The organism is Nonomuraea sp. NPDC048882 (assembly GCF_040649755.1).
Classification (GTDB): Bacteria; Actinomycetota; Actinomycetes; order Streptosporangiales; family Streptosporangiaceae; genus Nonomuraea; species Nonomuraea maheshkhaliensis.
The window spans coordinates 238939-255693 of sequence record NZ_JBEZGB010000010.1 but is presented as its reverse complement, the minus strand read 5'-3'; the positions used below and the strand labels follow the sequence as shown (position 1 = coordinate 255693).

The 16755-nt window shown below is 73.2% G+C and carries 17 protein-coding genes and 1 riboswitch; of the genes, 6 read left to right on the top strand and 11 right to left on the bottom strand.

The features are described 5' to 3' along the window. A complete protein-coding gene (locus AB0C27_RS33215) occupies positions 1-1164 on the bottom strand; it encodes an FAD-dependent oxidoreductase (RefSeq protein WP_357852075.1) in 1164 nt (387 codons plus the stop codon). Positions 1165-1222: 58 nt separating this feature from the next. Further along, positions 1223-1341, top strand: a riboswitch (TPP riboswitch). Between AB0C27_RS33215 and AB0C27_RS33210 the strand changes: the two genes are divergently transcribed. The 4 genes from AB0C27_RS33210 (at position 1310) to pknB (ending at position 5825) form a co-directional block, all read left to right on the top strand. Further along, the gene (locus AB0C27_RS33210; protein WP_357852072.1) at positions 1310-2650 is read left to right on the top strand and encodes an FAD-dependent oxidoreductase; all 1341 of its coding nucleotides are present in this window, start codon (positions 1310-1312) and stop codon (positions 2648-2650) included. It overlaps the preceding riboswitch by 32 nt. Beyond that, positions 2647-2847, top strand: coding sequence for a sulfur carrier protein ThiS (thiS, locus tag AB0C27_RS33205; RefSeq protein WP_346107663.1), 201 nt, complete (start codon positions 2647-2649; stop codon positions 2845-2847). Before AB0C27_RS33210 ends, thiS begins: the two co-directional genes overlap by 4 nt. Next, positions 2840-3595 (top strand): thiazole synthase, encoded by a 756-nt coding sequence (locus tag AB0C27_RS33200; RefSeq protein ID WP_357852069.1) that lies wholly within the window; start codon positions 2840-2842, stop codon positions 3593-3595. The genes thiS and AB0C27_RS33200 overlap by 8 nt, the downstream gene beginning before the upstream one ends. Before the next feature lie 298 nt (positions 3596-3893). Next, positions 3894-5825 (top strand): Stk1 family PASTA domain-containing Ser/Thr kinase, encoded by a 1932-nt coding sequence (pknB, locus tag AB0C27_RS33195; RefSeq protein ID WP_357852066.1) that lies wholly within the window; start codon positions 3894-3896, stop codon positions 5823-5825. Between the two features lie 34 nt (positions 5826-5859). Here the strand turns inward: pknB and alc are convergent, their stop codons facing one another. Genes alc through AB0C27_RS33180 form a run of 3 tightly spaced genes read right to left on the bottom strand, consistent with a single transcriptional unit; the run spans position 5860 to position 9266 of the window. Beyond that, a complete protein-coding gene (alc, locus tag AB0C27_RS33190; protein ID WP_357852064.1) occupies positions 5860-6804 on the bottom strand; it encodes an allantoicase in 945 nt (314 codons plus the stop codon). Continuing rightward, positions 6801-8114: an allantoinase AllB gene (allB, locus tag AB0C27_RS33185; RefSeq protein ID WP_357852061.1), complete on the bottom strand. Its 1314-nt coding sequence runs from the start codon at positions 8112-8114 to the stop codon at positions 6801-6803. The genes alc and allB overlap by 4 nt, the downstream gene beginning before the upstream one ends. Positions 8115-8117: 3 nt before the next feature. Next, positions 8118-9266, bottom strand: coding sequence for a glycerate kinase (locus AB0C27_RS33180; protein WP_357852058.1), 1149 nt, complete (start codon positions 9264-9266; stop codon positions 8118-8120). A 246-nt stretch (positions 9267-9512) separates the two neighbouring features. Between AB0C27_RS33180 and AB0C27_RS33175 the strand changes: the two genes are divergently transcribed. Then, positions 9513-10667, top strand: coding sequence for a winged helix DNA-binding domain-containing protein (locus AB0C27_RS33175; RefSeq protein WP_357852055.1), 1155 nt, complete (start codon positions 9513-9515; stop codon positions 10665-10667). 109 nt (positions 10668-10776) lie between these two features. On the opposite strand, the gene AB0C27_RS33170 is transcribed toward AB0C27_RS33175, so the two are convergent. The 7 genes from AB0C27_RS33170 to uraD form a co-directional block, all read right to left on the bottom strand. Continuing rightward, on the bottom strand, positions 10777-10989 hold the full coding sequence (locus AB0C27_RS33170; RefSeq protein ID WP_357852052.1) for an EF-hand domain-containing protein: 213 nt from the start codon (positions 10987-10989) through the stop codon (positions 10777-10779). Between the two features lie 38 nt (positions 10990-11027). Beyond that, positions 11028-12371, bottom strand: coding sequence for an 8-oxoguanine deaminase (locus tag AB0C27_RS33165; RefSeq protein WP_357852486.1), 1344 nt, complete (start codon positions 12369-12371; stop codon positions 11028-11030). An 83-nt stretch (positions 12372-12454) separates the two neighbouring features. Continuing rightward, on the bottom strand, positions 12455-12928 hold the full coding sequence (locus AB0C27_RS33160) for a (2Fe-2S)-binding protein (RefSeq protein WP_357852049.1): 474 nt from the start codon (positions 12926-12928) through the stop codon (positions 12455-12457). Further along, positions 12928-13788 (bottom strand): FAD binding domain-containing protein, encoded by an 861-nt coding sequence (locus tag AB0C27_RS33155; protein WP_357852045.1) that lies wholly within the window; start codon positions 13786-13788, stop codon positions 12928-12930. Before AB0C27_RS33155 ends, AB0C27_RS33160 begins: the two co-directional genes overlap by 1 nt. A gap of 8 nt (positions 13789-13796) precedes the next feature. Beyond that, positions 13797-14678, bottom strand: a complete 882-nt coding sequence (gene pucL, locus AB0C27_RS33150) for a factor-independent urate hydroxylase (RefSeq protein ID WP_357852042.1) — start codon at positions 14676-14678, stop codon at positions 13797-13799. 1 nt (position 14679) lies between these two features. Further along, on the bottom strand, positions 14680-14979 hold the full coding sequence (uraH, locus tag AB0C27_RS33145) for a hydroxyisourate hydrolase (RefSeq protein ID WP_357852039.1): 300 nt from the start codon (positions 14977-14979) through the stop codon (positions 14680-14682). Next, positions 14976-15476 carry a 2-oxo-4-hydroxy-4-carboxy-5-ureidoimidazoline decarboxylase gene (uraD, locus tag AB0C27_RS33140; protein WP_357852036.1) on the bottom strand — a complete coding sequence of 167 codons (501 nt, stop codon included), beginning with the start codon at positions 15474-15476 and terminating at the stop codon, positions 14976-14978. The genes uraH and uraD overlap by 4 nt, the downstream gene beginning before the upstream one ends. A 147-nt stretch (positions 15477-15623) precedes the next feature. Here uraD and AB0C27_RS33135 point away from each other — a divergent pair, with 147 nt between their 5' ends. Beyond that, complete coding sequence (locus AB0C27_RS33135; RefSeq protein ID WP_357852033.1) at positions 15624-16463, top strand: deoxyribonuclease IV; 840 nt, start codon at positions 15624-15626, stop codon at positions 16461-16463. The last annotated feature ends 292 nt before the right edge of the window (positions 16464-16755 follow it).

The window sequence follows — 16755 nt, the reverse complement described above, 5'->3', positions numbered from 1 at the left end:
TCAAACAACACAATCCCGTAGAGAGACTTGTGGATCTACCAGGCGTTCCGTGTCCAGACGGTGACCGGCGTCGATGATCCGCCGCCCCTGTACGAGGTCGCGCGGCCGGTCCACGGCCAGTACGGCGGCCAGAGTGTCGTCCTCGGTGAGCCAGACGGCCGACCATTTGCCTTCTGGCTCGCCCCGGTAGACGAGCCGCTCGCCGGCCGGATGGTGTCCGGCGTACTGGATCATGTGGCCGAACTGCTCGGACCAGAAGTAGGGCACCGGGTCGTAGACCGCCTCCTCCCCCAGCAGCGTCGCGGCGGCGACCTCGGGGGCGTTGAGCGCGGTGTCCCAGTGTTCGACCCTGAGCCTGGTGCCCCAGCGGCGCGACCACCAGGCGGCGCAGTCGCCCACGGCGACGGTGCCGGGCAGCGAGGCGCGCAGGTGCTCGTCGGTGACGACGCCGTTGTGCAGGTCGATGTCGGCATCGGCCAGCCATCCGACGGCGGGCCGTACGCCGATGCCGGTGACGACCACGTGGGCCTCGATGAACTCACCGCCCACCAGCCGCACACCGCCCTCGTCCACGGAGTCGACCATGGCCCCGAGGCGCAGGTCGATGCCGTCGTACCAGGGCACGGTGCGCGCGCCGATCTCGGCGCCGACGGCGGTGCTCAGCGGGGCCCGCGCGCTCTCGACGACCGTCACCTCGCAGCCGGCGCGGCGGGCCGCGGTGGCCACCTCGGCGCCGATCCAGCCGGCGCCGATGATCGCCACGCGGGCGCCGGGGACGAGCACGGCGCGCAGCTCGTGGGCGTCGTCGAGGGTGCGCAGCACGTGCTGGAGGCCGTCGCCCGGCAGCCTGATCGGCTCGGCGCCGGTGGCGATGACCAGGCCGTCGTAGCCGATCTCGCCCTCGGTGGTCTCCACGACGCCGGCGCGCAGCGACTTGGCGCTGACGCCCGGCCAGAAGTCGACCTCCAGGGCGTCGAGGTCGGTGTCGACGAAGCTCGTGTCGGCCTCGCCCTTCAGCACGGCCTTCGACAGCGGCGGCCGGTCGTAGGGCCGATGGCGCTCCTCGCCCATCAGCGTGATCCGGCCGGTGAATCCGCGCCCTCGCAGGGCCTCGACCGTACGCAGGCCGGCCAGGCCCGCTCCCACCACCACGACATGGTTCACGTTCAAGACCATAACGGGGGCGGTGCACGGCCGCCGCACCGAGGCCGTAGGCTGTGGAGGTAAGACGCGCGGGAGTCCGGCCGTTTCACCGGGCTGAGAGGAAGGCTGTGACGGGCCTTCGACCGCAAGACACCTGATCCGGATCATGCCGGCGAAGGGAGCGCAGGTGGATGTGATCGTGGGCGGCGGGGTCGTCGGCCTCTCCGTGGCGTGGCGGCTGGCCCGTGAGGGGCGCCAGGTCACCGTGGTCGATCCGGCGCCCGGGCGGGGCGCCTCCTATGCCGCGGCGGGGATGCTGGCCCCGGTCAGCGAGGTGACCTACACCGAGGCGCCGCTGCTGCGGCTCGGGGTGGCGTCGCTGCGCCGCTGGCCCGCCTTCGCCGCCGAACTCACCGAGGACGCCGGGCTCGCGGGCCCGGGTACGAACGTCGGCGCGGCGCCGGGCGCAGCTGCCGAACTCGCCGGTCCGAGGATGGGCGCGGGTGCCGGGCTCGCCGGTGACGGCGCGGCCGGAGGAGATGCGCTCGCGCTGGATCTGCGGTCCGACGGGACGCTTGACGTCGCGTTCGGGGCCGACGACCTGGCGGCGCTGGACGAGCTGGCGGCGTTCATGGACAAGCTCGGGCTGCCGGTCGAGCGGCTCACCGGGCGCGAATGCCGCCGCCTGGAGCCGATGCTGGCCCCGTCCGTGCGTGGCGGGCTGCTGGCGCCCGGCGACGCCTGGGTGGATCCGCGCCGGGTGACCGCGGCCCTGCTGGCCGCGCTGGAGCGGCTTGGCGCCGAGGTGGTGCGCGCCCGCGTCACCGAGCTGCTGCGCGAAGGCGGCCGGGTCACGGGGGTACGCCTCGAGACGCCGGAGCCGTACGGGACCGGGCCTGGCGGCGGGCACGGTGAAGTCAGACCTGGCGCCAAGGCGGAGACCCGTGCGGGCACCAGGACGGGCGCCAGGAAGGAGACCGGCGCGGAGACCCGGGCCGAGATCAGGGCCGAGCGGGTCGTCCTGACCGCCGGCGCGTGGAGCGGCGAGCTGGCCGAGGTGCCGGTGCGGCCGGTCAAGGGGCAGATCATGCGGCTGCGCTCGCCGCAGCCGCTGCTGACCCGGTGCGTACGCGGCACCGTGCACGGCTCGTCGGTCTACCTGGTCCCCCGGGGCGACGGTGAGCTGGTGGTCGGCGCCACCCAGGAGGAGCTGGGCTTCGACACCAGGGTGACCGCCGGCGGGCTCTACGAGCTGCTGCGCGACGCCAGGGAGCTGGTTCCCGGCGTCACCGAGCTGGAGGTCGCCGACGTGGTGGCGGGGCTGCGGCCGGGCACCCCGGACAACCTGCCGGTCATCGGCCCCAGCGGGACGCCGGGGCTGACGTTCGCGACCGGGCACCACCGGGGCGGCGTGCTGCTCGCCCCGCTCACGACGGCCATCCTGCTGGGCGAGGAGGGCGAGCTGGCGGCGCTGTGCTCGCCGGAGAGATTTCAGGGAATTTCATGATTGTTACCATCAACGGGTCCGCGCACGAGGTGGCCGACGGCATGACCGTGGCGCAGGCCGTACAGACATTGACCACGGCCACCACCGGAGTGGCCGTGGCCGTGAACGACGAGGTGGTCACCCGCAGCGCCTGGGAGACGACGGCGCTCGGCGACAGTGACCGCGTGGAGGTCCTGACGGCGGTGCAAGGTGGATGATCTGATCATCGCCGGGGAGAAGTTCTCCTCCCGGCTCATCATGGGAACCGGCGGCGCGCCCTCGCTGGAGGTGCTGGACCAGGCGCTCGCGGCGTCGGGCACCGAGCTGACCACGGTGGCGATGCGCCGGCTCGACCCGGGCTCGCGCGGCACCGTGCTCGACGTGCTGCGCCGGCGCGACATCAAGGTGCTGCCCAACACGGCGGGCTGCTTCACCGCGGGCGAGGCCGTGCTGACCGCCCGGCTGGCCAGGGAGGCGCTCGGCACGAACTGGGTCAAGCTGGAGGTCATCGCCGACGAGCGAACCCTGCTGCCCGACCCGATCGAGACGTTCGACGCGGCCGAGCGGCTGGTGGCCGACGGGTTCGTGGTGCTGCCGTACATCGGGGACGATCCGGCGCTGGCGCGGCGGCTCGAGCAGGCCGGGTGCGCGGCGGTGATGCCGCTGGGCGCGCCGATCGGCTCGGGGCTCGGCATCCGCAACCCGCACAGCATCGAGCTGATCGTGGAGGCCGCGTCCGTGCCGGTGATCCTCGACGCGGGCATCGGCACGGCCAGTGACGCCGCGCTGGCGATGGAGCTGGGCTGTGACGCGGTGCTCCTGGCCACGGCCGTGACCAGGGCGCAGCGGCCCGACCTCATGGCGGCGGCCATGAAGGGCGCCGTCGCGGCCGGGCGGCTGGCCCGCCAGGCGGGCCGCATCCCCCGCCGCCGCTACGCCGAGGCCTCCTCCCCGACGTCCCCGTAACCCAGCCGGCCCGGCCGACGGAACGAGCCCGCCGCAACCCGCCCGATCCCCTCCCCTCTCGTACGCGACGCGCCTGGCCGGATCCGAGTCCACCACCCGCCCGGCCAGGACCGCGACACGCCGGGGGCGCAGTCGCGGGATGTCACGGAGGGTGCCGGGACAAGCACCGAGAGAGCCGCGTTTCAGGGGTGTGAGGGGGCCGGGACGGGTTCGGCGGGGCGTCGTGACGAGAACGTCTCCGCATCGGTTTCGGGCGGTGGGGCCCTGCCAGTGGCAAAACGCCCGTAAACTCAGCGGGGTGGATACGACGACTGCGGACCCCCTGGTCGGGCGGCTCCTCGATGGGCGCTACCGCATCGAGAGCCGAATCGCCCGGGGCGGTATGGCGACCGTCTACCTCGCGCTGGACATCCGGCTCGACCGGACGGTGGCGCTGAAGGTCATGCACCGCTCGCTCGCCGAGGACCCGGCATTCGTCAGAAGGTTCATCGGCGAGGCGAAGTCGGTCGCCAGCCTCTCCCATCCCAATGTGGTGCACGTCTTCGACCAGGGCACCGACAACGACGTCGTCTACCTGTCGATGGAATACGTCCCCGGCCGCACGCTGCGCGACATCCTGCGCGACCGCGGCAGGCTGCCCGCCCGCGAGGCGCTGGAGCTGATGATCCCGGTGCTGGCCGCGCTCGGCGCCGCCCACCAGGCCGGGCTCGTGCACCGCGACGTCAAACCGGAAAACGTCCTCATGACCGACGACGGCCGGGTCAAGGTCGTCGACTTCGGCCTGGCCAGGGCGATCGAGGCGACCAACCAGACCCGTACCGGCGTGATGATCGGCACGATCGGCTACATGGCGCCCGAGCAGGTCACCACGGGCGCGGCCGACGTGCGCAGCGACGTCTACGCCGCGGGCATCATGCTGTTCGAGCTGGTCACGGGGCAGCAGCCGTACGACGGCGAGACGCCGATGTCGGTGGCCTACCGGCACGTGCACGACACGGTGCCCGCGCCGTCCTCGGTGGCGCCCGAGGTGCCGCCGCTGGTCGACACGCTGGTGGCGCACGCGACCGCGCGCGAGCCGCAAGACCGCCCCGCCGACGCGACGGCCATGCTGGTCGCCGCGGTGGACGCGCACCGGATGTTGCCGCGCACGACGACCCCGCCGGGCACCGGCCCGATGATGCCGGGCACCAACCCGACGACGGTGTACGCCCATCCGGCGGGCGGCCCGGTCTCGGGCGCGCGTTCGATGCCGCAGCCCGCGCCGGCGCACACGATGATCCAGCCGCGGACGTCGGCTGAGGAGCCGCGGCGGCGCGGGTTCCGGCCCAACTGGTTCCTGGTGGCGCTGGCCGCCGTGATGGTGGTGGCGGTCGGGCTGACGGGCTGGTATTTCGCCCAGCCCGAGCTCGTCACCGTGCCCGACCTGATCGGCAAGAACGTGGCGGAGGCCGAGAAGACCATCGCCGGCCGCGGGCTGCAGATGCGCCAGGCCGACGGGAAGCACGACGAGAAGGTCGCCGAGGGCCTGGTGCTCAGCAGCGACCCGGCGGCCGACGCCGAGCTGGAGAAGGGCTCGACGGTCACGCTGGTGCTCTCGCTCGGCCCCGAGCGGATCGTCGTGCCCGACGTGTCGGGCCGGTCGAGCAACGAGGCCAGGGCCGCCATAGCGAAGGCGGGGCTGACCGTCGGCGCCGTCAAGCGCCTGCCCAACCAGCAGGTCGAGCGCGACAAGGTGATCCGCACCTCGCCGCAGGTGGGCGAGAAGGTCAGGAAGAGCGCCAAGATCAACATCTTCGTCAGCGCCGGGCTCGTCATGCCCGACGTCGGCGGCATGCCGAAGGACGAGGCGGCCGGCTTCCTCGGCGGGCAGGGCTTCCAGGTGCAGGTCAACGAGGTCGACGACGACGCCGAGCCGTGCACCGTCATCGCCCAGTCGCCCAAGGCCAAGTCCGAGGTCGACAAGGGCGTACCCGTGATGATCACGGTGGCGCGCTGCCAGACCGACTGGTGGCAGTGGTTCCGCGGCGACAACGAGGCCCGCGACGACCAGCAGTTCAGCGTCGTGCCCGGCGTGATCGGCAAGAACATCAACGACGCCAAGCCCGAGCTGGAGGCGCTGGGGTTCAAGGTGCGGGTCAACCGGCTGAGCAACGGCGGCGTGGTGCAGTTCCAGCGGCCGCTGCCCAACAGCGAGCGGCCGCCGGGCAGCGTGGTCTTCCTCTGGCAGTGACCTCCTGTCCCTGAAACGGGGACAGGAGCCGGGCTCAGGTGAGGTGGCCGTGCAGGCGGACCCGGGCCAGGCCGCCGTCCGGGTAGATGTCCACCCGTACGCTCGTCACCGGCTCCCGGTGGTCCAGGCGGAAGCGGTGCGGCGTGTCGGGCCGCAGCGGGGTCCTGGGCAGCAGCGGCACCTCGCGCTCCCCGTCCAGCCCCGTCAGCGAGACCGCGGCGGGCGCGTTGAACAGCAGGTTGGTGGTGTCGATCTCGGCCAGCCTGACGAGCCCGCGCCCGGCCAGCCGGATGACGATCCAGTCGTTGCCGTCGTCGCGCCGCCTGGCGGTCTCCCAGCCCTCCGCCTGGTGCCGGGCCAGGCCGGGGGCGATGACGTTGTTCGGGGAGGAGTAGAAGTCGTCGGAGCAGGCGGTGACCAGGCCGCCGTTGGCGAGCGCGGCCAGATCGAGCCCGAGACCCTCGTAGACGGACAGGTCGGGGCGGACCTCGCCGTGCACGCGCAGCCTGGACACGCCTCCGTCGGGGTGGATGTTGAGCCGCACGTGGGTGTAGCGGTGCTCGTCGGCGACCTCGAAGTGGTGCTCCGCGTCTCCCTTGAGCTCCGATCGGGGCACGATCTCCGTCCACGGGGCCCGCGCCAGCTCCTCCGGCGACGGGTAGCCCTCGACGGCCGCCGCCTCCACGGACGCGTACGGCGGATAGTTGCCCTTGAACCAGGCCGTGTCGATCACCACGCCCCTGATCACGCCGGGCAGGCCGAGCCGCACCAGGGCCCAGTCGTGCCCGGGTGAGCGGCGCCGGCGGGTCTCCCAGCCGTCGTACACCTGCCCCTTGCCGCCGAACGTCTCCGGGCTGAACGCCGGACGCTCCGGCCTGATCAGGCTCTCCTTCTCGGCGAAGGACTCGTCGCTGGCCGCCACGACCGAGCCGCCGAGCGGGCGCAGGGCGAGGTCGGGCAGGCGGGTGAACGGGGTCATCGGCGCGCTCCCATCAGCAGTCGTCCGTGCGGCCGGCCGTCCACCGGCCGGCCGCGCAGCCAGGTGGTCAGGACGGCGCCCTTGAGCGTGCGGCCGTGGTAGGGGGTGACGGGATTCTTGTGGTGCAACCGGGCGGCGTCCACCAGCAGGTCGGCGGCGGGGTCGAAGGCCACCAGGTCGGCATCGTTGCCCACCTTTATCCCGCCTTTTCCGGGCACGCCGGCCAGCGCGGCGGGGTTGGCGGACATCCAGCGGACCACGTCCCCGAGCCCGTGCCCTCGGCGCGCGGCCTCCGTCCAGATCGCCGGCAGCCCGATCTGCAGCGAGGCGATGCCGCCCCAGGCGGCGGCGAAGTCGGGCACCTTGAGATCGGCCGTCGAGGGCGAGTGGTCCGACACCACGCAGCTCAGCACCCCGCGCGCCAGCCCGTCCCACAGCAGGTCGCGGTTGGCCTCGGAGCGGATCGGCGGGCAGCACTTGTACGTGGTCTCGCCCTCCGGCACCTGCTCGGCCGTCAGCGTCAGGTAGTGGGGGCAGGTCTCGGCCGACACCGCCACTCCCCTGGCCTGGGCCGCCTCCAGGACCTCCAGGCAGTCGGCGCTGGAGACGTGCAGGATGTGCACCCGGGCGCCGCATTCCTCCGCCACCCGGACGACCTGCTCGACGGCGCTGCGTTCGGAGGCCCCCGGCCGTGAGTCCAGGAACTCCCGGTAGCCCGGCCCGCCCGGCTCGGCCAGCAGCGCCGGGTCCTCGGCGTGCACCACGGTCAGCCCGCCGAACCCGGCCACCTCCTCCAGGGCGAGCCGCAGCTCGGCGACCGTCAGGTGCGGGAACTCCTCGACCCCCGAGGGCGACAGGAAGCACTTGAACCCGTACACGCCGCGCCGGTGCAGCGGCGCGAGGTCCTTGACGTTGCCCGGCACGGCCCCGCCCCAGAAGCCGACGTCCACGTGGCACCGGCCGCCGGCGGCGCGCAGCTTGGCGTCGAGGGCCGGCTCGTCGATCGTGGGCGGCAGGGAGTTGAGCGGCATGTCCACGATCGTGGTGACGCCTCCGGCGGCGGCTGCCCTGGTCGCGGAGTCGAATCCCTCCCAGTGGGTCCGCCCGGGCTCGTTGACGTGCACGTGCGTGTCCACCAGGCCGGGCAGCAGGGCCACGTCGCGCAGGTCCACGTCCTCGGGGGCGTCGAGCGGCGCGGCGTAGTCGTACAGGGCGACGATCTTCTCGTCCCGTACGGCGACCGCCGCCGCCCGCTCACCCTCGGGCGTGACGGTCCTGCGGGATCTGACGACGAGGTCGAACGAGGTCATCCATCACCTTCCGAGGCGGTCTGCGGCGATCCGGGCGGCGAGGCGTTCGAGCAGCGGGCCCGCCTCGGCCATGCAGCGAGCCACGTCGGGCTCCAGATCCGTCAGGGCGTAGGCCGCCTCGATGCCCGCGGCCTTCAGCTCCTCGTCACTGAGCGTACGGCGGCCGCAGACGGCCACCACGGGCACCCCGGCCTCGGCGGCGGCGCGCGCCACGCCGACCGGCGCCTTGCCGCGCAGCGACTGCTCGTCCAGCGAGCCTTCGCCGGTGACGACCAGCCGGGCGCCGCGCACCACCTCGCCGAAGCCGAGCAGGTCGAGCAGGTAGCCGATGCCGGGCCGCAGCTCGGCGTGCAGGAACGCCATCGCCGCGAACCCGACGCCGCCGGCCGCGCCCGCGCCCGGCGCGCCCGCCACGCCCATGGCGCGCGGGGGGCCGTCGTGCTCGACCGCGCCCATGAGCCCGTGGGTGGCGGTGGCGATGGCCGCCAGGCGCGACAGCGCCGACTCCAGCGTCCTGACGTCGTCCTCCGTGGCGCCCTTCTGGGGGCCGTAGACGGCGGCGGCGCCGTGCGGGCCGAGCAGCGGGTTGTCCACGTCGCTCGCCACCACGAACTCCACGCCCGCGAGGTCGAGGAAGCCGGACAGGTCGATGCGGGCCAGATCCTTCAGCGCGGCCCCGCCGCGCGGCAGGTCGCGGCCCTCGTCGTCGAGCAGGCGGGCGCCCAGGGCCTGGGCCATGCCCGCGCCGCCGTCGGTGCAGGCGCTGCCGCCCAGGCCGAGCACCACCCGCTTGGCGCCGCGGCGCACGGCGTCGGCGATCAGCTCGCCCGTGCCGTAGCTGGTGGCCGTCAGTGGCTCGTGCCCGCCGGGCAGGCGGCGCAGCCCGGACGCCTCCGCCAGCTCGACCACGGCGGTGCCGGTGGGCTGCCAGGCGTACGAGGCGGGGATCCGCTCCCCGGTCGGCCCCGTGACCTCGATCGTGATCCGGCCGAAGCCGCCCGCGACGGCGGCGTCCACCGTCCCGTCACCACCGTCGGCGACGGGCAGCTCCACCGTGGGCACGCCGAGACCCGCCGACACCCGGGAGGCCACTTCGGCCGCCGTCAGCGTCCCCTTGAACTTGTCGGGGGCGACCAGTACGTGCTGAACCACTACGAACTCCCACCTGATGATGAACAATGTCCTGACACGCCTTCCTGCCCGGTGCGAGCGGGCAGGAAGGCGTGACTCATCATCCTGACACTGGGGTCCCACCGGATTCCATGCCGGTCCCCCGTCACGATCAGCTCTACCGCGCGATGCTCCAGACCCCGTGCTCCTACTCTGCGCTTTCGGATGAGAGGCCCCTCCCGGCGGTGAGTGAGGTGGATTAGGCTCGGCGCGGATTGAGGGGGTTTTGTGAGGGTTTCTACGCGGGAGCGGCGGGCGCGGCTGGCCTTGCGGCATCGGCTGGCCGTCAAAGTGGGTACGCCCGAGGAGGCGGCGGACGCCGTGGTGGCGTTGCACGGCACCGATCCGGCCACCGTGTTCCTGTCGGCCGGCGCCCGGCTGCTGGCGCCCGGGCCCGAGCCGGTCGAGCGGGCCCTGTACGCCGAGCACACGCTGGTGCGGATGACCGGGATGCGGCGCACGGTGTTCGTGGTGCCGGCGGAGCTGGTGCCGGTCGTGCACCACTCCACGATGCCGGCGATCGCCCGCAGGGAGCGCGCCTCGCTCATGAAGGCGTTCGGGCCGGGCGGCTGGGACGAGGCCTGGTTCAAGGACGTCGAGGCGTCCGTGCTGCGGATCCTGGCCGAGGCGGGCGACCGGACGGCGGCCGAGCTGGGCGCGCTGGAGCCGCGGCTGCGGGAGCAGGTCAGGGTGGCCGTGGGCAAGCCGTACGAGGGCGTGATCAGCGTGGGCTCGCGGCTGCTGCCCCTGATGGCGATGGACGGCCTGCTGGTACGCCGGGCGCGCGTGTCCGGCACCTGGGTCAGCGGCACGCACTTCTGGGCCCTGGCCCCCGAACTGGCGGAGCGGGCCGCGGACGAGGCGCGGGCGGCGCTGGTGGCGCGGTGGCTGGCCGCGTTCGGGCCCGGCACGGAGGCGGACCTCAAGTGGTGGACCGGGTGGACGCTGAAGGACGTGCGCGGGGCGCTGGCCGCCGTCGGGGCGGTGGCGGTGGAGCTGGAGGGTGGCGGCACCGGCTACCTGCTGCCCGATGACGATCTGACCGGTGGGGAGCCGGAGCCGTGGGCGGCGCTGCTGCCGGCGCTCGATCCGACGCCGATGGGCTGGCAGGAACGCGACTGGTACCTGCCGGGCGAGCACCGCGCCGAGCTGTTCGACCGCAGCGGCAACGTGGGCCCGACCGTGTGGTGGGACGGCCGGGTGGTGGGCGGCTGGGCGCAGCGCAAGGACGGCGAGATCGTGTGGCGGCTGCTGGAGGACGTGGGCGCGGACGCGAAGGCGGCGATCGAGGCGGAGGCCGGAGTTCTGGCGTCCTGGGTCGGCGAGGTCAAGGTGACGCCCCGGTTCAGGACTCCGATGGAGCGCGCCCTGTCCGCATCCTGAGCCCCCGCACGCCCGGTACGGCCCCTGGTCCCCGCGCCCTGTCCGCCTCCGAGGCCGGTACGACCCCTGATGCCGGCGAGCCGTCCGTCTCCTGGGCCGCCACACGCCGTCAGGACATGGTGCGGACGAACTCCTCGAAGGAGTAGCGGCCGTCCTGGTCGGAGTCGGCCTCCTGGCTCATCGCCCCGAGCGCCTCCGCCGGGAGGTCGGGGAAGTGCCGCTTCAGCTCGGCCTCGCTGATGTAGCCGTCGCCGTCGGTGTCGATCGCGGCGAAGGTGCTCTTGAGCTGCGCCAGCCGCTCGTCGGGGAGTTGCTCCGACACGGGACCGCCTTTCCTCCACGTTTAGGACATTTCCCACCCTACTGGGCGCCCTCCGCCAGCTTGGCCAGCCGCCCGCGGGCCTCGGCGCCGGCCCGGCCGGCCGCGTCCTGGGCCACGGTCCTCAGCTCGCCGCCGGCCACCACCGTCCTGCCGCCGACCAGCAGCAGGTCCAGTGGCGGCGGAGGCCCGAAGACCAGCGCGCAGACCGGGTCGGCGACGGCGGCGGTGAACGGCCCGTCCACCCGCCACAGCGCGATGTCGGCCAGCTTGCCGGGCTCCAGCGTGCCCAGCTCGTCCTCGCGGCCGAGGTTGCGTGCGCCGCCCAGCGTGGCCAGCTCCAGGGCCTGCCTGGCGGTCAGGGCCCGCGGCCCGTACCTCGCCCGCTGGATCAGCAGCGCCTGCCGCATCTCGCCCACGAGCGGGGTCAGCTCGGAGGAGGCGGCGCCGTCGACGCCCAGGCCCACGTTCGCGCCGCGCCGCAGCAGCTCGGACACGCGGGCGATGCCCGCGCCGAGCCGCCCGTTGGAGGAGGGGCAGTGCGCGACGCCGGTGCCGGTCTCCGCCAGTTTGCCCAGGTCGTCGTCGCTCAGGTGCACGGCGTGCGCGAACCACACGTCGGGCCCCAGCCAGCCCAGCCGCTCCATGTAGTCCACCGGGCGTACCCCGAACTGCTCCAGGCAGTGCTCCTCCTCGTCGAGGGTCTCGGCGAGGTGCGTGTGCAGCCGTACGCCCCTGTCCCTGGCCAGGGCGGCGGACTCGGTCATCAGCTCGGCGCTGGCCGAGAACGGCGAGCAGGGCGCGACCACCACGCGCAACATCGAGGAGGGCGAGGGGTCGTGGTAGGCGTCCACGGCCGCGGCGGTGGCGGCGAGGATGTCGTCCAGCTCCTCCACCACGGAGTCCGGTGGCAGCCCGCCCTTCGACTCGCCCCTGTCCATGGAGCCGCGCGCCGGATGGAAGCGCAGGCCCACCTCGCGGGCGGCCTCGATCTCGGCCGCGAGCAGGTCGCCCCGGCCCTTGGGGAAGACGTAGTGGTGGTCGCTCGCGGTGGTGCAGCCCGACAGCGCCAGCCAGCTCAGCCCGGCCGTGGCCGCGCCCCTGACCACCTCGGCGTCGAGGGCGGCCCACACCGGGTAGAGCGCCGTCAGCCACTCGAACAGCGTGGCCTCCTGGACGAGACCCTGCGAGGCCCACTGGTAGAGGTGGTGGTGGGTGTTGACCAGGCCGGGGGTGGCCAGGCAGCCGCCGCCGTCGATCCTGGTCGCGCCGGGGACCTCGGGCGCGGGCCCGGGGCCGAGGCTCGCGATGCGATCCCCCTCGATCCTGATGTGTCCGGACGGGATCTCGGGGCCGGCGACGGGGGCGATGTGCACGTTCTCGATGATCAAGGATCGAGCGGGCCCAGCGTCGGGGGGAACGGCGCCGGTGCGTACGGCCTCGGTCGGTACGGCATCGGGGGGAACGTTCACGAGGCGGCGCCCTTCCGCGCGGCGGCGAGCCGTACCGCGTCGAGGATCTTCTCATAACCGGTGCACCGGCACAGGTTGCCCGCCAGCGCCTCCCTGATCTCGGCGTCCGACGGCTCGGGCACCCGTTCCAGCAGGTCGTGCGCCTGCACCAGCAGCCCCGGCGTGCAGAAGCCGCACTGCACGGCCCCGCACTCCACGAACGCCTCCTGCACCGGATCGAGCCGGTCGCCCTCGGCCAGGCCCTCGACCGTGCGCACCTGCCGTCCCTCGGCCTGCCCGGCGGCGACCAGGCAGGCGCAGACGGGCACGCCGTCGAGGTAGACGGTGCAGGAGCCGCACTCGCCCTGCTCGCAGGCGTTCTTGGAGCCGGGCAGGCCGAGGCGCTCGCGCAGCACGTACAGGAGGCTCTCGCCCTCCCAGACGTTCTGCGCGCTCTGCTCGCGGCCGTTGACGGTGAACGTGACGCGCATCAGGCGGCCCTCTTCCCCAGGTGGTCGTTCCAGGCCCAGGTGAGCGTGCGGCGGGCCATGACGCCGATCGCGTGCACCCGGTAGGCGGCGGTGCCGCGCACGTCGTCGATCGGCGCGGCGGCCCGCGCGCACAGGTCGCCGAAGCGGCGCAGCAGCGCGGGGTCGAGCGGAGCGTCCCAGCCGAGCTCCGCGGCCAGCAGCTCCTCGGCCTCGACCGCCCGGCGCGGCGTGGGCGCGGCCGAGCCGATGCCCGTGCCGACGCGCCGCTCGCCGGGGTGCAGCGCGAGCGCGAACGAGCACACCGCGATCACCATGGCGTTGCGGGTGCCGACCTTGGAGAAGTATTGGGGCCCGGTGGCCGGCGGCACGTGCACGGCCCTGATCAGCTCGTCCGGCTCCAGCGCGCTGCGCTTGACGCCCAGGTAGAACTCGGCGGCCGGGATCATCCGCACGCCGCGCTCGCGCGACTCCACCTCGACCACGGCCCCCGCCGCCAGCAACGGCGGATGGCTGTCGCCTGCGGGTGAGGCCGCGCCCAGGTTGCCGCCGACGGAGCCGCGGTTGCGGATCTGCGGCGAGCCGACCGTGCGCGCGGCCTGGGCCAGGCCGGGCAGCGTCGCGCCGAGCTCCTCGATCACGGCCGTGTACGGCACCCCGGCCCCCACCCGGCACAGACCGTCCGCCATCGACCATTCGCGCAGTTCAGCCACCTGGTTGAGGTCGAGCAGCGCCGGCGGCCTGCGGACGTCGAAGTTCAGCTCGACCATCACGTCCGTGCCGCCCTGGATGGGCACGGCGTCCGGCTGGTCCGCCTTGGCGGCCAGCGCCTCGTCCCACGTCGTGGGGCGCAAGAAATCCATGTCTCTGCCTACTCCCAGGCGAATCCGGCGTCGGGCGCGTCCTCCCGCAGCACGCCGCCCTCGATGAGGCCGTAGGGGCGGTCGGCGGCGAAGAAGACCTCGTTGTCGTTGTCCAGGCCGAACGGGGACAGATCGACCGGGAAGTGGTGCTTGTTCGGCATGGCGAGCCTGATCTCGCAGATCTCGGGGCAGGCCGTGAGCGCGCGCTCCCCCATGGCGTACAGGGTCTGCTGGAGCGAGAGGCTGTGGGTGCCGGCGAACGCGTCGAGCAGGCAGCGCCGCACCTCCGTGTACGCCTTGGCGTAATCGGAGGCTGAGCCGGAGCCGGAGCCGGAGGCGTCCGCGTGGCGCCACTGGGCGGCGACGGCGGTGGCCAGGATGCGGTCGGTGGTGGGCTCCAGCGTGGTGTACTCGTCCACGATGTAGCCGTGGAACTCCGACCCGGTCGAGTTCAGCACCACGAGGTCCTTCAGCCCGGACACCACCGTGCTGCGGCCGTCCTCGTCGTGGTGGACCACGCAGGTGCGCACCTCGCCGCCGTCGCGCACGAACGAGTGGGGCCCCGTACGGTTCCAGCCGTACTCCTCGATCTCCACCCTGGCGTGGTGGATCGGGCGCTGCGAGGCGACGAAGTGCCTGGCCAGCAGCAGGGCGAACTCCTCGATCTGGCCGACGCCGTGGCGCCTGGCGAAGGCGTAGACGGTGTTCTTCTGCGAGTCGGTCGGCAGCACGGTGGCGTTGTCGCCGGTCAGGTGGACGGCCTCCATGTCGCCCGACAGCGAGGTGCTGACGCTGATGTCCTTGACGTGGTGGACGGGGCCCTGCCTGACCACGTGGACGAGCCTGGTCTCCGCCTTGCCGTAGCGGTTGGCGCCGAGCTTGACGGTCAATCTAGCTCCCTCGGTAGGTGGAGTAGGCGTACGGGCTGAGCAGCAGCGGCACGTGGTAGTGCTGGGCGGGGTCGGTCACGGCGAAGGTGACGACCACCTCGGGGTAGAACGTCTCCTTGAGGTAGGCGCCGGTGTCGAAGACGACGCGATGCACCCCGGCCGCCGGATCCCAGCCCTTGAGCCGGCCGTCGGCGTCGGTGCGGCCCTCGGCGACGACCCGGCCGTCGTGCTCCAGGCGTACGCGCAGGCCGGCGGCGGGCCGGCCGGTGACCGCGTCGAGCACGTGGGTGGAGAAGCTCATGCCCCCTCCTCGATGAGCCTGCCCAGCCGCAGCCGGGTGATGGCGGCCAGCTCGCCGCGTACGACGTCGTGCTCGCGCGCCTCGTCGTTGCCGAGCCGCTGCTTGAGCTTGTCGAGCATCTGGGTTCCCGTCAGCCCGGTTGCGCAGACGAGGTAGACATGCCCGAAACGCTCCTCGTAAACGCGGTTGCCCTCGGCGAGGGCCGCGCGCAGCTCCTCCTCGACGCCGGACTGCTCCCGCCGCGACCAGGACGCCTCCCGCCCGCTCCCGGCCGGCCGCTCGCCGATCCTGGGATGCGCGCTCAGCGCCTCCAGCACGTCGTCCCAGCTCAGCTCCAGCACGGCGGCGCGGGCGGTGTCGATGAGCCGGTCGAGGCTCTCGTACGGCCGCCGGGCGGCCACCTCGCCGGCGAAGGCGCGTGAGGCGCAGCAGCTCAGCAGCCCGGCCTCCGCCTCGGCCGGTGATCGCGCGTTGAACGCGGCGAGCGTTTCTGACATGTCAGAAGTACACACATGCGCTACGTGCCCGGTCCATCCGTGAGAACTCCAACCGGCGGCCCCCACGTGGGGCGGTTTTCGTGTCATGCTCCAATCGCCGGGCGCCCGCCACCGCATCGGCTCGCGGGTCCTAAACTGAGGGTCATCATGACCGTGAAATCCCTGATCGGCGGACACGTCTCCGTCGCCGGCGGCCTGGCGACGGGCGGCCTGAAATACATGGCCGAGATCGGCGCCGAGATGATCCAGGTGTTCGTCACCAACCCGCGCGGGTGGGCGCTCACCGAGGGCAAGCCGGCCGAGGACGCCAAGCTGGCCGAGTCCGGCGTCGAGACCTTCATCCACGTGCCCTACCTGGTCAACTTCGGCTCGCCCAGCCCCGAGACGCTGGCCAACTCCATCGCGATCGTGCGCCACACGCTGCGGCGCGGGGTGGAGACCGGCGCCAAGGGGGTCGTGGTGCACACCGGCTCGGCGGTGACGCAGTCGCGCGACGACGCGCTGCGGCAGTTGCACGACAACCTGCTGCCCCTGCTGGAGGACATCCCGGAGGGCGGGCCCGATCTGCTGCTGGAGCCGATGGCGGGCCAGGGCGCGATGTTGTGCGCCACCGTCCAGGACCTTGAGCCCTACCTGGCCGCGCTCGACTGGCATCCGCGGGCGTGCGTCTGCCTCGACACCTGCCACGCCTTCGCCGCCGGCCACGATCTGGCCGCCGAGGGCGGGGTGAAGGAGACGATGGACGCGCTGCACGCCATCGCGCCGGGGCGGCTCAAGCTCATCCACGCCAACGACTCCAAGGACGTGTGCGGGGCGAAGAAGGACCGCCACGAGAACATCGGGGCCGGTCACATCGGCGCCGAGCCGTTCGGCGACCTCATGCGGCATCCGGCGGCGGCCGGGATCTCGCTCTGCATCGAGACGCCGGGCAAGGCGCCGAAGCACGCCGAGGACATCACGCTGCTGAAGAAGCTGCGCGACGGCTGACCTCGCACCGGGCGCCCGATGGGCGGGCCGGCGCCCATGAAAGACCATGAAAGGGGCGCCCGCCCGAGCGATCCGGCCGCCCCCGCGTGCCGGATCGCGAGGCCCGGTTCGACAGCCTCGCGGGCGCCCCTTCACGGAACCGGCGTGGCGGGCCCAACCCCCCGGTCAAGGGCCCGACAGCCGCGGCGACCTGCGCGTCGCCGGTGAATTCCGCGCATCGGGCCGATCGTGAGCCGTGCGGCCCGTGTCTCCCGATGCGCCGGAAGAGCTCTCCGATGCCGAAACACTACGG